Source organism: Leptothrix toolikensis (SeqCode), from assembly GCF_057922285.1.
In genome coordinates, this window is the sequence record NZ_JBYSVC010000063.1 from 1 (window position 1) to 13,967 (window position 13,967).

10 protein-coding genes are annotated in these 13,967 nt (G+C 61.9%); 8 read left to right on the forward strand and 2 right to left on the reverse strand.

Translation table 11 applies throughout. The annotated features are described in order from the left end of the window. Both AC3VI7_RS09610 and AC3VI7_RS09615 read right to left on the reverse strand, forming a co-directional pair. Positions 1-6,064, reverse strand: a 6,064-nt coding sequence (locus AC3VI7_RS09610; protein WP_489671484.1) for a YDG domain-containing protein, incomplete at its 3' end; no start/stop codon positions are given. A 13-nt stretch (positions 6,065-6,077) separates the two neighbouring features. After that, positions 6,078-7,802: a ShlB/FhaC/HecB family hemolysin secretion/activation protein gene (locus AC3VI7_RS09615; RefSeq protein WP_489669040.1), complete on the reverse strand. Its 1,725-nt coding sequence runs from the start codon at positions 7,800-7,802 to the stop codon at positions 6,078-6,080. Positions 7,803-8,124: 322 nt separating this feature from the next. Between AC3VI7_RS09615 and AC3VI7_RS09620 the strand changes: the two genes are divergently transcribed. From AC3VI7_RS09620 to AC3VI7_RS09655, 8 genes are all read left to right on the forward strand, one after another. Next, the gene (locus AC3VI7_RS09620; RefSeq protein ID WP_489669041.1) at positions 8,125-8,628 is read left to right on the forward strand and encodes a hypothetical protein; all 504 of its coding nucleotides are present in this window, start codon (positions 8,125-8,127) and stop codon (positions 8,626-8,628) included. Between the two features lie 29 nt (positions 8,629-8,657). Then, a complete protein-coding gene (locus tag AC3VI7_RS09625) occupies positions 8,658-9,458 on the forward strand; it encodes a 2OG-Fe dioxygenase family protein (RefSeq protein ID WP_489669042.1) in 801 nt (266 codons plus the stop codon). 89 nt (positions 9,459-9,547) lie between these two features. Beyond that, positions 9,548-10,087 carry a hypothetical protein gene (locus AC3VI7_RS09630; protein WP_489669043.1) on the forward strand — a complete coding sequence of 180 codons (540 nt, stop codon included), beginning with the start codon at positions 9,548-9,550 and terminating at the stop codon, positions 10,085-10,087. 45 nt (positions 10,088-10,132) lie between these two features. Beyond that, on the forward strand, positions 10,133-10,501 hold the full coding sequence (locus tag AC3VI7_RS09635; protein ID WP_489669044.1) for a hypothetical protein: 369 nt from the start codon (positions 10,133-10,135) through the stop codon (positions 10,499-10,501). A 72-nt stretch (positions 10,502-10,573) separates the two neighbouring features. Then, a complete protein-coding gene (locus AC3VI7_RS09640) occupies positions 10,574-11,860 on the forward strand; it encodes a TolC family protein (RefSeq protein ID WP_489669045.1) in 1,287 nt (428 codons plus the stop codon). Beyond that, on the forward strand, positions 11,857-12,474 hold the full coding sequence (locus AC3VI7_RS09645) for a hypothetical protein (protein ID WP_489669046.1): 618 nt from the start codon (positions 11,857-11,859) through the stop codon (positions 12,472-12,474). Before AC3VI7_RS09640 ends, AC3VI7_RS09645 begins: the two co-directional genes overlap by 4 nt. Then, a complete protein-coding gene (locus AC3VI7_RS09650) occupies positions 12,471-13,598 on the forward strand; it encodes an efflux RND transporter periplasmic adaptor subunit (RefSeq protein WP_489669047.1) in 1,128 nt (375 codons plus the stop codon). The genes AC3VI7_RS09645 and AC3VI7_RS09650 overlap by 4 nt, the downstream gene beginning before the upstream one ends. A 12-nt stretch (positions 13,599-13,610) precedes the next feature. Then, positions 13,611-13,967 (forward strand): efflux RND transporter permease subunit (locus tag AC3VI7_RS09655; RefSeq protein WP_489671485.1); only part of this gene is annotated, 357 nt, incomplete at its 3' end.

The following is a 13,967-nucleotide window of genomic DNA, read 5'->3' on the forward strand; positions in this document are numbered from 1 at the left end:
CAACGTTCTTGTCCGCGTAGGCCGCGCTTTGGCTCAGGAGCGAGACTTGATCAGTACCCAGCGGCGTACCCAAGCTGCCTGCTGCCGTGATCGCTGCGGCGGTGGTCGCGTCGTAGACCTTGGTCGGGGCCACTGTGGTGCCAGTGAGCGCCAAAGTGGCTGGGGTGATGTCGGCGTTGAAGGTCAACGGGGCCACGTCGTAGTTGCCCGCATCCGCGCCGGTCAAGGTGGTTGCCACCGTCACCGTCTTGGCGTTGGCCACGTTCTTATCGGCATAGCTCGCCGTTTGGCTCGCCACCGCGACTTGATCCGCTGCCAACGCACCCGTGAAGCTGCCTTGGGTGGTGATCTGCGCTGCGGTCGTGGCGTCATAGACCTTGGTTGGTGCCACGGCGGTGCCGGTCACGTTCAAACCGCCACCCGCAGCACCTGGCGTCACAACCAGCTTGGTGATGTCGGCTTGCGCCGTGATCGGCGCAATCACGTAGTTGCCCGCATCCAGCCCTTGCAGCAAGGTCGTCACTGTCACCGGCTTGGCCGTGCCAACGTTCTTGGTGTCATAGGCCGCGCTTTGGCTCAGCAACACCACTTGATCGGTACCCAGCGGCGTACCCAAGCTGCCTGCTGCCGTGATCGCTGCGGCGATGGTCGCGTCGTAGACCTTGGTCGGTGCCACCGTGGTGCCAGTGAGCGCCAAAGTGGCGGGGGTGATCGCAGCGTTGAAGGTCAACGGGGCCACGTCATAGTTGCCCGCATCCGCACCTGTCAAGGTGGTTGCCACCGTCACCGTCTTGGCGTTGGCCACGTTCTTATCGGCATAGCTCGCCGTTTGGCTCGCTACCGCGACTTGATCCGCTGCCAACGCGCCTGTGAAGCTGCCTTGGGTGGTGATTGCCGCTGCGGTCGTGGCGTCATAGACCTTGGTTGGTGCCACGGCGGTGCCGGTCACGTTCAAACCACCACCCGCAGTACCTGGCGTCACAACCAGCTTGGTGATGTCGGCTTGCGCCGTGACCGGAGCGATCACGTAGTTGCCCGCATCCAGACCTTGCAACACCGTCGTCACCGTCACCGGCTTGGCCGTGCCGACGTTCTTGGTGTCATAGGCCGCCGTCTGACTCAGGAGCGTGACTTGATCGGTACCCAGCGGTGTGCCCAAGCTGCCTGCTGCCGTGATCGCTGCGGCGATGGTCGCGTCGTAGACCTTGGTCGGTGCCACCGTGGTGCCAGTGAGCGCCAAGGTCGCTGGGGTGATGTCGGCGTTGAAGGTCAACGGGGCCACGTCGTAGTTGCCCGCATCCGCGCCGGTCAAGGTGGTTGCCACCGTCACCGTCTTGGCGTTGGCCACGTTCTTATCGGCATAGCTCGCCGTTTGGCTCGCCACCGCGACTTGATCCGCTGCCAACGCACCTGTGAAGGTGCCTTGGGTGGTGATCGCCGCTGCGGTCGTGGCGTCATAGACCTTGGTCGGTGCCACGGCGGTGCCGGTCACGTTGGTGTTGCCTGCTGGTTGGCCCGGTGTACCCGGCAGCGTCACGATCAGCTTGGTGATGTCAGCGCTGGACGTGGTGTTGGTGACGATGTAGTTGCTGGCGTCAACGCCCGTCAGGGTGTTGGTCACCGCCACCGGCTTGGCCAAAGCAGCGTTTTTGTCTTGGAACGCAGCCGACTGACTCAAGCCGACCGCATCGTTGCCCAGCACACCGCTCAAAGCACCTAGGGCGCTGATCGTGGCTGAGGTGGTTGCGTCATAGCCCTTGTTGGCAACCACGGTTGGCCCCACCGTCAGGGCAGCTTTCTGGATGGTGCCGACCCCTACGGCCGTGGTGGATGGACTGAGCTGATAGCCGTAAACCTGGGTGGCACCGTTGCTGGCCTGAACGCTCAGGCCGCTGGCGGTGACATCCAGACCTGAACCGGCTTGCTTGCTGGCCACACCGGCCACGGTGTAGTCAAACGCCGCAGCGCTCAACACCACCGCGTCACCATCCACCGCACCCGTGGCCCCCAGGCTCAACCCAGCCTGCGGTGCGCTGGTGGTGGTGTCATAGGTCCGCACCACCGGGCCGGGGCCGGTGCTGCTGAGCGTCGGGCTGAGCATCGGGGCCAAGCCATAGAACATGCCGTTGCCGCTGCCCAAAGCGGTGGAACGCGGCTGCGTGGCCGAGCCCGGCGTAGCGTTGTATTGCTTGAAGTTCGGCACCAACCCGCCGCGCACATCAGCAGCCGGATTGGCCGACCAGACTTGCCACTGCCCGTTGGGGGTGCTGAGCGCGTTGGCACCGGCGTTGTTGATGAACTGCTGGCCGGCCACCATCACCAAAGCGGTCGGGCTGGTCTCGGTCGAGGTTAGCGGCGCGTTCAAGGTCAGGGTGTTGCCCGCGTTCAATTCCAGCGATCCCCCCACCGTGACCGGCGCATTGACGGTGATGGTGTTGGTCGCAGCCAAGGTGACGCGGACCCCCGCCGGTGTCATGGCCGCGATGTGTTCGGGCGTGTAATAGGGCGTAGCTGGCGTGTCCTTCACCAGCCACACCGCCCCAGCCCCCCCGCTGAGGTTGGGACTGTTGATGGTGTAAGCCCCCGTGCTCAAGGCCATCAGGCCCGCTGCCCCACCCGCTATGTGCCCCGAACCCAATTGGTCGTTCACGAGAGCACCCACCAAAGAGTTGGTGGTATCGACCACGCTGTTGGCGCTGATCGGGCCGCCGTACATCTTGGTCACCGCCCCCACAGAAGCGTTGACACTGCTCCAGGTGGGGCTGCTGACGACGTAATCCCCCCCAGATCCGGCCAAAGCCATCACGCCCCCCGAGCCGACGTTATCCGTCATGGCAACGCCCGTGAGTGAATTGCTCGCCAGCACGGCCCCACCCGCGCTGGCCAAGGTGCTATCGACCCACGTCACTGCCCCGAGCCCACCACCCCAAAAGGGGCTGTTGATGACGAAGTGCCCATTGCTGAGCACAGTCACACCCCCAAAGCCGACGTTATCGTTGCCGTTCAGTCCCACCCAAGCATTGTTGACACCCACCGTGCCCGTGGTACCCGTCAAGCCATTGCCCCAGCTCACCGCCCCCACGGATGTCGCAGCACCGTTGCTCCACCATGGGCTGTTGACCAGATAGTTGCCATCCTTCAACAGCACCACACCGTTGGAGCCCACGTTATCCCAGTAGCTGGAACCGATCAGCGAATTGGCGGCACTTGCCACCGGCCCAACCAGCGTGTTGGTGGCTGCAAGCCATGTCACCGCCCCCACTTGATTGAGCGGTACGGGGTTGGTCGGGTCGGTCCACAGGGGGCTCGACACCACATAGGCCCCGTTGGGCAAAGCCACCACTCCGGCTGAGCCCATCTGATCACCCAGGGTGGCCCCTGTGAGCGAGTTGAGGTTCGAGACTGGAGCCAAGCCGTCGATCTTGGCCAAGCCCGTGGCACCACTGACCAACGTCACCGCGCCCAAAGTGCCCTGCCATGCCGGGCTGGCCACCACGTAGTCGCCACCGACCAAGGGAGTGACAGATCCTGAACCCACCAAGTCACCCGCAGTGGTACCTGTTAACGAATTAGTCGCCGTGACCACACCGCTGCCATCCACCTTGGCCAGCCCGGCCACACCACTGGCCAAGGTGACAGCCCCCACCTGAGCGGACCACTGTGAACTGCGAATCACGTAATCGCCGTTGGCCAGCAACGTGGCCCCATCCCAGCCCACTTGATCATTCGGTGTCGCCCCAACCAAAGAGTTGGTGGCATTGACCACGCCGCTGGTGCTGCCGGCATGCACCAAGGTGGCCGCCCCGGTCTTGCCATTCCACGCCGGGGCCACGATGACGTAATCACCATTCAAGAGCGGCACCACCCCTTGTATGGGGTTGGCCCCACCCGCCCCGACCATGTCCCCGGCAAGCGTGCCGGTCCAAGAATTGGTGGCGTTCACGGTTTGTCCGGCAAGGCCGACCGCACCGTCCAACCACGTCACCGCGCCCTTGGCACCTTGCCATTGACTGCTGGCCACCACAGCATGCCCATTACTCAGGGCAAAGAGACCTTCGGAACCGATCTGATCAGCGGCGTTCAACCCTGTGAGTGAATTGCTGGCTGTCACAGGCCCTTGAAGCCCGACAAGCCCCGGCACCAAGGTCACCGCCCCCACATCGACTTGGCCCGCGTTGTCCCACTTGGGGCTGGCCACCACAAAGTTGCCGTTTTTCAGCGGCAACACCGTCCGGCCCACGCCATCCGTGGCACTCAGGCCATAGAGCGTCGAAATCAGCCCCCCCGTTTGGCCGTCATAAAGCGAGACCAGCCCCGAATTGAGTGCAGCCCCAAAACTGTCGCTTTCCGAAGCCACCACCAAGTTGCCATTGCTCAGCTCGAAAACACCGTTCGAGGCATGTCCCCCAGCAGCGATTGAGCCCGGAGTGGCCAATTGGATATAGCGGGTGGGTGCGCCGGCCACATCAATGACGATATCGGTCGGGTCCAAAAGTAGCTCACCGCCTTGGCCAGGATCAGCCTGACCGGAAAAATGCAAGGTGCCTTTGGCCGAGATTTCGATGAACCCGGCCGCAGTGCGCCCACCCGCCGTGGCGCGACCGTCGTAGCGGGTCTGCCCGTCCGACCAAACCACCACTTGGCCACCTTGACCGCGTGCGCTGAGCTGCGTGGTGCTGTTGATGCCGACCGCTTGAGCGTTGCTCATCCCGGGCAAGGCACCGCCGTGAACGTCCCCACCGATGCGCAAACGCCCACCCATGGTTTGACCATCCGCACTCAGGCTGGCACCCGCCAAGCTCAACTGCGCGGCACTGACATCCACCTGCCCGCCTTGCACCACGCCGTTGGCGTGACTTTGGCCTGAGAGATACGCACTTTGCCCGCCACCCAGCACGACAGCGCCCCCTTGGGTCGAGCCATCAGCACTGATCAGCGCGCCTTGGGTTTGCAACAACTGCTGGCGGGCCAAAACGCTGATTTGGCCTCCGGCACCCGCAAGACCATCGGCGTGGATGGCCCCGCTTTGCAAAAGGCCCACCCCGCTGATCGCCACCTTACCGCCTTGATCGCCCGAGACATCCAGCGTTCCGGCTTGGTAGACCGCATCCCCGCCCAGTTCAATCACGCCGCCCACGCTCTGCAAACCACGCGCCTGAATCAAGCCGGTGTTGTTGACCGCTGAACTGGCCAAGGTATCGGCCGCTTGGGCTGTCATCTGCACTCGCCCGCCGTCGGCTTGGATCAGGCCGGCGTTATCGACCACGGCCTGCACGGCCCCGGCGTTCACCACCACTTTGAGCAAGCCGTCGCCCGCAAAGTCGAGCGTGACATCGCTGCCCGCCACCAAGGCGACACGGCCTAACTGCGCCGTGATGGTGCCGGTGTTGCTGACTTGGCCGCCCAGCAGCCCCACGTAGCCGCCCGCGTCGGTGCTGATGTGGCCTTCGTTGCGCACCACGCCCGCTTTGCCCGCAAAGTGCAAGGTGCCCGCCATGAAATCAGCGTCGCTCGTATCCACGGTCGAAGCCAGCAGGCCATGCACATTGACTTGCGCACCCGGCGCAAAAAGCACGCCGTTGGCGTTGACCAAAAACACTTGGCCATTGGCCCGGAGTTGGCCAAAGATCTGGCTCGGATCACTCCCCACCACCCGGTTCAAGGCCACTGCGCTCGGGCTGGGCTGGACAAAGTCCACGCTGGCGGCGGAGCCAATGTTGAAGCTGGTCCAGTTGATGACCGCGCGCTGGCTGGCTTGATTGACCGTGAGATTCGCCGCGCCAGCCACCGGGCTGAGCGTCGGGCTGAGCGTGGTGGTCCACGTAGCTTGCCCTGCCACCACCTGCCCACCGCTGGGTAAAGCCGTGGCGGTGACCGTGGCCCCACCGGCTCCGGCGGCCCAGCTGACGGAGGGGCTCAAACCACCCAAGCCAAGCACGCAGGCACCGGCCAGCACGGCTTGGGCCGCACGGCTGCTGCCTTTGCCGCGACCCCGGGCGATTTCAGGGGCGGGGATAAAGCGTTGGGTGGCGTCGTTCCAGACCAGGCGGTAGCTGCGATTCATGGTGAGATCTCCCTTAGAAATTTTTTGTGATCAACGCCCAAAGACGAGGGCTGCGGTCAAGGCTTTGGCTGGTAGGCATACCGACAAGACGCCACGCCACAGCGGATTGGAGTTGGATGCTGTACGGCAGCTTCATGTCCAGCCCCACCCCGGCACCGGCCAGATTGCGCACGTGGGCGCTGCTGTCACTGGGCACAGGGGTATGGGCAGGTATGCCCTTGGCGGCATCGATAAACAACTTGGCTTGGGTGGTATCGCCCCAAACACGGCGCACTTCAGCGTTGGCCGAGAGCGCGTGGTCTGAGGAGCCCTCGCCGGTGGCGTAAGCCCGCACACCCTGCGGCCCACCCAAACTCATCTTCTCGGAAGAGTCGAGGTTCTTACCCGCAGCTTGGCCGCTGATCTTGAACGCTAGGCTGGTGTTCGGACTCCAACTGGGGGCAAAAGGATGGAGGTATTCGCCCTGGAAACTCAACTTGGTGTACGCACCGTTGGTGCGCAGCCCCGTAATTGGATCGGCATCCGAGACCGCATTGGCCCCATCAAGCACCAGATGCCCCAAGGTCAAGGTGGCTGAGCCTTGGGCGCTGGCCCCCCAAGCGGTCGGGTGGTTGCCCGACAAGCCAAGCGACAGCACCTGCACTTGCTTGAGGGTATGGCCATCGTTGGCCAGATCATCAAAGTGCTTCACATCCAGCGCGGCTTGGGCCTGCACATTGCTGCTGCGGCTGCGCAAAAGCGGCTGCAAGGCGTAGAGCGTCAGATCACTGGCTTGGCCGGAAGCGTTAAGGCCGGCAAATTCTTGCCCCAGCGCATAGCCCATCAAAGAGCCGGCCACACCGAGCTGCAAACCGCGCCCGCCCACCGGGGTTTGCCACGCCAGCCGACCGTAGCGGAAGCCTTGCCCGGCATAGGTGGCCATCGCATCCAAGCTGTCACCAAACCGGAACGGGCTGGCAACGTTGATGCGCGCACTGGCGCGCCATTCGCCGGTGTAGCGGCTACCGTAGTTATCCAGCGTGGCGCTGGCGTTGATGGCCCGCTCACTTTGGACCTTGACATCCAAATGGCTGGTGCCCACCGTTTCACCGGGACGCAGCACCGATTGCACTTTGACGCCGGGCAAATCACTCAGCACCAATAAATCCCGTTCCAACGGGGCGCTTTGCAGCGCTTCACCGGGGCGCAGATCAGCCAAAAAGGGGGCCACTTGGCTGCGATTCAACGGCAACGTCTTGGTGGTGCTGGTGGCTTCGGATGCGGGCGTCGTGGTGTCGATACCGAGCTGACCGAGTTGCCCTTCTAAGACCGTGATCTGCACCGAGCCTGCTGCGATTTTCTGGGCCGGCAAATAAGCTTTAGCCAGCAAATACCCTTGGGCACGGTAATGGGCGGTGATGCGATCCGCCAAAGATTGAAGCTGCTTGAAATCAAGCTCTTGCCCTTGAGCGTCGGCAAGTAATGCAAGCAAGGAAGCTTCAGAAAAAGCCTGCGACCCGCTGATATGCAAGGCGTTGACAGTCACCTTCAAACTGCTTTGAGGCTGAATAGCTGGTGATTCAGCAGGGGATTTGGGCAAGGCTTGGGGATTTGGGCTATCGACGCGCGGTTCGCGGCTGACGGGGCTCATCTGACGAGAAACATCGCCGCCATCCGGCGCTGCTGCAAGGGCACCTACCGGCAAGACAGCCAAGGTCAACATCCAAGGGGACAACGAAATACGTAACTGTGGCGGCATGAGCACTCCTGGAGGTTTTGTAGCCAAAGGTTACAAGACTGTTGCGGTTGCGCATCTTATGGACATAAAGACGGATGACCTATGAAATTTCTCACATGAAGGGGCTCGCCGCACATCAATTACAAAATTGAACAGTGCATTAAATTATTTAACCATTAATACCAACAATCATCTCTTGTCTTGTTTGTCACAAAATAAAACGCAGCAACCAACTGGCATAAACAAAGTCGTCGGCTAACATAGCCATATTCTTAGCCGTTCGCCTAAAATATTGATCGCCGCAGTCTTGGCTTTCATTTCAGTTTGACATCAAGGGACCATCATGTTTGTGCATCGCTTCAAAGGTATTTCTGCCATTTTTGGCGCATCGCTGTTATTTGCAGGTACTTCAGCCCATGCTGATTACGACAAAGTCCATGGCTGTGCGCCATTGACCACAATCACTTTTGCAGACTTTGAAAAGCTGGCCAAGACCACCACCAAAAGCGTGACCATTCTTTATGCTTTTTCGAGCAACTCCACCCAAACGCCCAAGTTGAGTGAGGCTTGTCTCCATGGCGTCGAAGATGCCAAACACGAAGTGGATCGAATTGATAGCGATACCACACTGCCCACAAAATACGCCATCTATGCCATCGACCTAAATTCACCCGATAGCATGTATTGGAATAGCCAGTACACCATCACCAGTTATCCCACTGTGGTGGGCATGAAGGTGGATAAATCGCGCGCACCCAAGAAACCTTGGTTAAAAACCAGCGTGAGTATTTCTGATTTCACGCAGAGCAAGACCGGGATGTCAGTCATTCAAGCGGTCGAGAAATGATCACCGCATAGGCGGGCACAATCCCGCCTATGCCTCATCTTCTTCCCCAGCCGCTGTTGCTGGATCAACCTGATCGCAGCCAAGCCGTGACGCGGCTCAACCGCCACGGCTACGCGCTCCTGTCCACCGCCGCACTCACGGGCCTGACCGGCACCGACCGCGAGACGCTCAACGCGCTGCACACCACGTGGGACAGGCTGCCGCCCGATCCACATCTCAAGGATGGCGGCCGCTACCGCTATCGCCGCCACGGCAGCTACATCCAAACCGCGCATGACTTGACGCATGTCCCGCACCGCGCGCACTGGCAGCCCACCACCTACAACGCCTTGCACGGCGGCATGCTGCGCTGGTTCGAGCCGCTTGAAACGGCCTTGAGCACCTCGCCCGATTTCCTGGCCCTGATTCGCCATTTGGGCGAAGTCTTTGCAGCGGCCAAAGGCGAGGACCTCGATCAGCACCCGTGGTTCATCGAAGTTCACCCTTTCCGCATCGACACCACCGACGGCGTGGGCCGCCCGACCCCCGAAGGTGCGCACCGCGACGGCGTGGACTACGTGGCCGTGCTGCTGGCCGGCCGCCAAGGCATCCGGGGCGGTGAATCGCGCGTCTTTGACGCCGAAGGTCCCTTGGGTGTGCGCTTCACCCTCACCGAGCCGTGGAGCGCCCTGCTCATCGACGACCAGCGCGTCATCCACGAAAGCACCCCCATCCAGCCCGAGGTTCAGCCCGAAGCACTGAACACATCCACCAGCCCTCAAACCAGCCACCGCGACACCCTCGTCATCACCTACCGCCAGCACGGCTTCCAAGATCCGCCGGGGGTTTGAGTCTCCCACCACCGCAGTCAACGATCAGGGTTTTCACCAGGGTCGCGCCCTAGAATGAATCTCACCACGATTCGCTAGGAGCAGTGGTCATGAGAACAACAACACTTCGCCGCTTCGCCCTGCCGCTCGCTCTTGGCGCAGCGGCCCTTGTGGGCGGTACGCCAGCCGTGGCGCTGGATTGGGGGCTGGGGATGCCCGTGTCGTCAGGATCGACCCTTTATGTGCCGATTCGGGTCAGCCCCTCGTTCCGCTTGGAACCCTTTATCTACAGCCAGAGCAGCGAGGACAAGGTCGGCGGATTCGCCGTGGATAGGGTGACCGAGCGCGAAATAGGGCTTGGCCTTTTTCTAACCGATGTCTCGGGCGAGCTGAACTGGTATCGAGGCTTGCGCTTCAGTGTGTTTGAGCTCAGTCACAACCAAGCAGCCAGCTCGTCAAGTCCTGCCAGTCAAACGAGCTCGAATGGCGTGATCTTTGCCCCGGTGGTCGGTATCGAGTATCAGCTCTTGCCCCAAGCCTCTATCGCTGCCGAGACTTACATCGACTTCCAAGAACAAAGCAGCTCCGGTGGGTGGTCACACACGTCGCACAGGACCCGCACACATCTTTTTGTGCGCTACATGTTCTGAGCCAATGCAGTGGTGCAGTGGAGGCATCGGCTACACTCGCCCGCCATGTGTCGCCGGCTCACCCTCCTTCTCCTGATGCTCTGCATGGGCTGGCAGGCGCTCGCTTTTGCGGGCTCGGCGGTGATCCTGGCTGAAGAAGATGCGCAAGAGCATGCCCTGCTGCACTGGGTGGGCGAAAGTCATCATCACCATGACGATGACCAAGACGACCAAGATGATTGGGATGAGGATGATTCCCTCGCCTCGATAGCGCATCTGATGGGCGATGCGTGCATCCACGCACCGGCCCTGATTCCTTCCATCGCTCTGTTGATGCCGATCACACCGCCGGTGTTCTCTGCCCAAGAGCCCCTTGCCTTGGCACCCCTGCCTTTTCTGGGCAGCTTAGAGCGACCTCCCCGACTGAAGCCCTGACATTGCATCCGTGGTCCGCGCCGCTTAGGCATGCGGGCTTTCGTGGTCTTCGTCTTCGTCAGGATATTTCCCGTGACATTGCCCCCATGGTTTTTTCCATGGCGTGCTGGCCGTGCTTTTGCGACTCCTGTGAGTTTTGCGAATCTTGCGGCCAGTGTGCTGTGCTGCGCCGCTGCGGCTCAGCCACCCACGCCACCCACTTTGTCAGAGGCGCTGGATGCTGCTTGGGAGCGTTCGCTGCAAATCGGTGAGACCTCCGGTCAGCAGCGTCTAGCAGTGGCTGAACAAGCGGCGGCTCGTTCTGGGCTGGCAGCTCCGCCGGTCTTGGAGTTGAGCCAGCGTGAAGGGCGGCGTCATGGCCTCTTCCCCAACCGCGAAACCGATCTCGGCATCGTTCTGCCGCTGTGGCGACCAGGTCACCGTGCCGCTGCGGCCCAAGCCGCCGACGCGGATCTGGCCTGGGCGCAAGCCCAAGCTGAAACTGAGCGACTCCGACTGGCCGGCCAAGTGCAGGACACGGCTGCGGCCATCCACGCCCTCACCGCCGAAGTTGACCTTACAAACTTGCAGCGCCAGTGGCTGGAAAGCCTGTCCGCCGATGTGCTTCGACGGGTGCAGGCCGGCGATTTAGCGCCTGCTGATGCCATGGCGGCTCAGGCGGAGGTCTGGTCGGCACGGGCACAAGACACCGAAGCCCGGCAACGCCTCCACGCCCAGCAACTCACTTGGCAAGCCTTGACCGGCCTGAGCTTGGCCCCTGAGCCCGCCCCACCAAACACCCTCATCACCCTCAAGGTGGAGGAGACCCCACCGCCCACTCTTGAAACCCATCCAGAGTTGCGTCTTGCAACCCAGGCTGTCGAGCGCGCCCGCCAACGCTTGGACCGGGTACAGCACCAACAAGGCGCACCGCTTGAACTAACGCTGCATGTACGCCAAGAGTCCTTCACCCCAGACGGACCGACGCAGCAAAGCGTGGGCGTGGGCCTACGCTTACCCTTACCCTTGGGGGCTGAAACCCTGCGCCAGCCTCGGGTGACCGCAGCCTTGGCCGAACTCGACGTGGCGCAAATCACCGAGCAGCGCACCCGAACGCGCCTGAGCAGTGATTGGGCACTTGCACAGTCTCAATGGCACAGCCATGCGGCCCAAGCCCAGGCCGAACGCGAACGAGCAACCCTGCTGCGCCAACGCGCCGGTTTGATTGAAATCTCCTTCAAAGCCGGCGAAACCGCCTTGCCCGACATGCTGCGCGCCTTGAATGCCGCCGCACAGGCTGAAGTGGCCGCGCTGCGTCAGGCCGCTGCCCTCGACTTGGCGCAGGCCCGTCTTCAACACGCTCTGGGAATTCTTCCATGACGACACTGCGTCTCTTTTTGCTTCTCCCGGCTCTGGCAACTTGCCTCACCGGCTTCACCTGTCTGGCCGGCCCGGGAGCCCACGGCCCCAACGGTGAACACCTTGAGGGTCACACTCACGAGACCACGATGGGCCATGCCCAACCTCGGTTCGAAAGCAAATCCGAGTTGTTCGAACTGGTGGCCAACCTCGAAGACGATGAACTGTCGATCCTGATCGACGCTTTCGAGACCAACGACCCGGTGCTCAACGCCAAGGTCGAAGTGGCCTGCGATGAGCTCAAAGCCCAGGCCAGATTTCATGCCGACCATGGGGATTACGCCGTCGATGACGCGCTCATGCTCAAGCGCTTATTACAACCGGGTGTGCATGCGCTGATCGTCACGGTGTTGGCCGGTGAACAGTCCGATTTGCTGGAAGGCACCTTGCAAACGCCTGCGGTCGTCGAACCCGTCCATCCTCACATCATCCCAGGCCCGCTCGGGATGAGCCTCGGTGGCAGCTTAGCGGCCTTGGCGGCCCTTGCGGCTTTAGCCGGTCTGGCCGGACGAGGCTGGTTATGGCAACGAGGGCCTTCATCCAGCCACAAGACAACGAACGGAGACACGCTATGAAGTTTTCAATGGTCTTGATGCTGACGCTGTGGGGCTCCGTCGTCCAAGCAGGACCAGGTGCCCATGGCCCGAATGGCGAGCATCTAGATAGCGCCGCCGTTACGGCCCAAAGTAGCTCTACTCACGGGCTGATGCGCTTGCCGGATGGCAGCGTCAACATGCCCAAACTGGCGCAGCGCCGCATGAGCATACGCACCGTACTGGCCCCGCAAGGCGAAGCCGCTGTCACCCTGAGCCTACCTGCTCGCGTCGTACCCGACCCCAATGCCAGCGGTCGGGTCCAAGCAAGCCATGGCGGACGCATCGAAGCCGGCCCCAACGGGCTGCCTGTGGCGGGCCAAATCGTGCGCCAAGGCGACGTGTTGGCATGGGTTCGTCACCATGCAGACCCCTACGCCCAAGCGAACCAACAAGCCCAGTTGGCTGAACTGCGTAGCAGCAAAACCGTGGCCGAGCAGCGCATGCACCGTCTCGAATCGCTGCAAGGCACGGTGCCCCGGAAAGACATCGAGGCCGCTGGTCTTGAGGCCGCATCGTTGGCCGTGCGTGAGCAAAGCATCGCCGCAAGTTTGAATTCGCGCGAGCCGCTACGTGCGCCGGTCACCGGGGTGGTAGCGCGTGCAGATCTGCAAGTCGGCCAGATGATCGAAACACGCGATGTATTGATCGACATCATCAATCCCTCCCGCTTGATGGTGGAAGCAGTGACCCCGGATATCACTTTGGCTGATCGCATCGGGCAGGCACATGTGCAGGGCATCACGGGGATGAAGTTGCACCTGGTCGGCGGGGCACGCGTCCTGCGTGATGGCGTATTGCCACTGAGTTTCCGGGCCTCCTCTGAGTCAGTCGGGCAACCCGTCCCCTTGGCCATCGGTCAGCCGATCACCTTGTTGGTCGGACTCAAGGAGCACACCCCGGGCATCGTCTTACCCACCCAAGCGGTGGTGCGTAATCCGGCCAACGAAACGGTGGTTTGGATCAAGGTCGGTGCCGAACGCTTCATGGCCCAGCCGGTGCGCGTGCAAGCCCTCGACACCCAAACCGTGTTGGTCGTGCAAGGCCTAGCCCCGGATAACCGGGTGGTGGTGCAAGGTGCGGCGCTGATCGCACAGATCCGCTGAACTGGGGCCGCGATGTTCAATCAAATCGTTCGATACAGCCTGCACAACCGCTTGCTGGTGTTGGCTTTTGCTGCGCTGCTGCTGATCTATGGAGGCATCACGGCTTGGCGCATGCCGGTGGATGTCTTCCCCGACCTCAACAAGCCCTTGGTCAGTGTACTCACCGAAGCGGGTGGCATGGCCCCAGAAGAAGTCGAGCAACTGGTGAGCTTTCCGATAGAGACCGCCCTCAACGGCATGCCGGGCATCACCCGGGTGCGTTCGACCTCGGGCGTGGGTTTATCGGTGGTGTACGCCGAGTTCGACTGGGGCACGGATCTCTACCGCAACCGTCAATCGGTGGCCGAACGCCTGGCCCAATTGCGTGAG

What these genes read in the sequence shown, in the direction of transcription:
- AC3VI7_RS09615 (WP_489669040.1), bottom strand. Translation starts at nt 7,802, where the DNA reads ATGCCGCCACAGTTACGTATTTCGTTGTCCCCTTGGATGTTGACCTTG.
- AC3VI7_RS09620 (WP_489669041.1), top strand. Translation starts at nt 8,125, where the DNA reads ATGTTTGTGCATCGCTTCAAAGGTATTTCTGCCATTTTTGGCGCATCG.
- AC3VI7_RS09625 (WP_489669042.1), top strand. Translation starts at nt 8,658, where the DNA reads ATGCCTCATCTTCTTCCCCAGCCGCTGTTGCTGGATCAACCTGATCGC.
- AC3VI7_RS09630 (WP_489669043.1), top strand. Translation starts at nt 9,548, where the DNA reads ATGAGAACAACAACACTTCGCCGCTTCGCCCTGCCGCTCGCTCTTGGC.
- AC3VI7_RS09635 (WP_489669044.1), top strand. Translation starts at nt 10,133, where the DNA reads ATGTGTCGCCGGCTCACCCTCCTTCTCCTGATGCTCTGCATGGGCTGG.
- AC3VI7_RS09645 (WP_489669046.1), top strand. Translation starts at nt 11,857, where the DNA reads ATGACGACACTGCGTCTCTTTTTGCTTCTCCCGGCTCTGGCAACTTGC.
- AC3VI7_RS09650 (WP_489669047.1), top strand. Translation starts at nt 12,471, where the DNA reads ATGAAGTTTTCAATGGTCTTGATGCTGACGCTGTGGGGCTCCGTCGTC.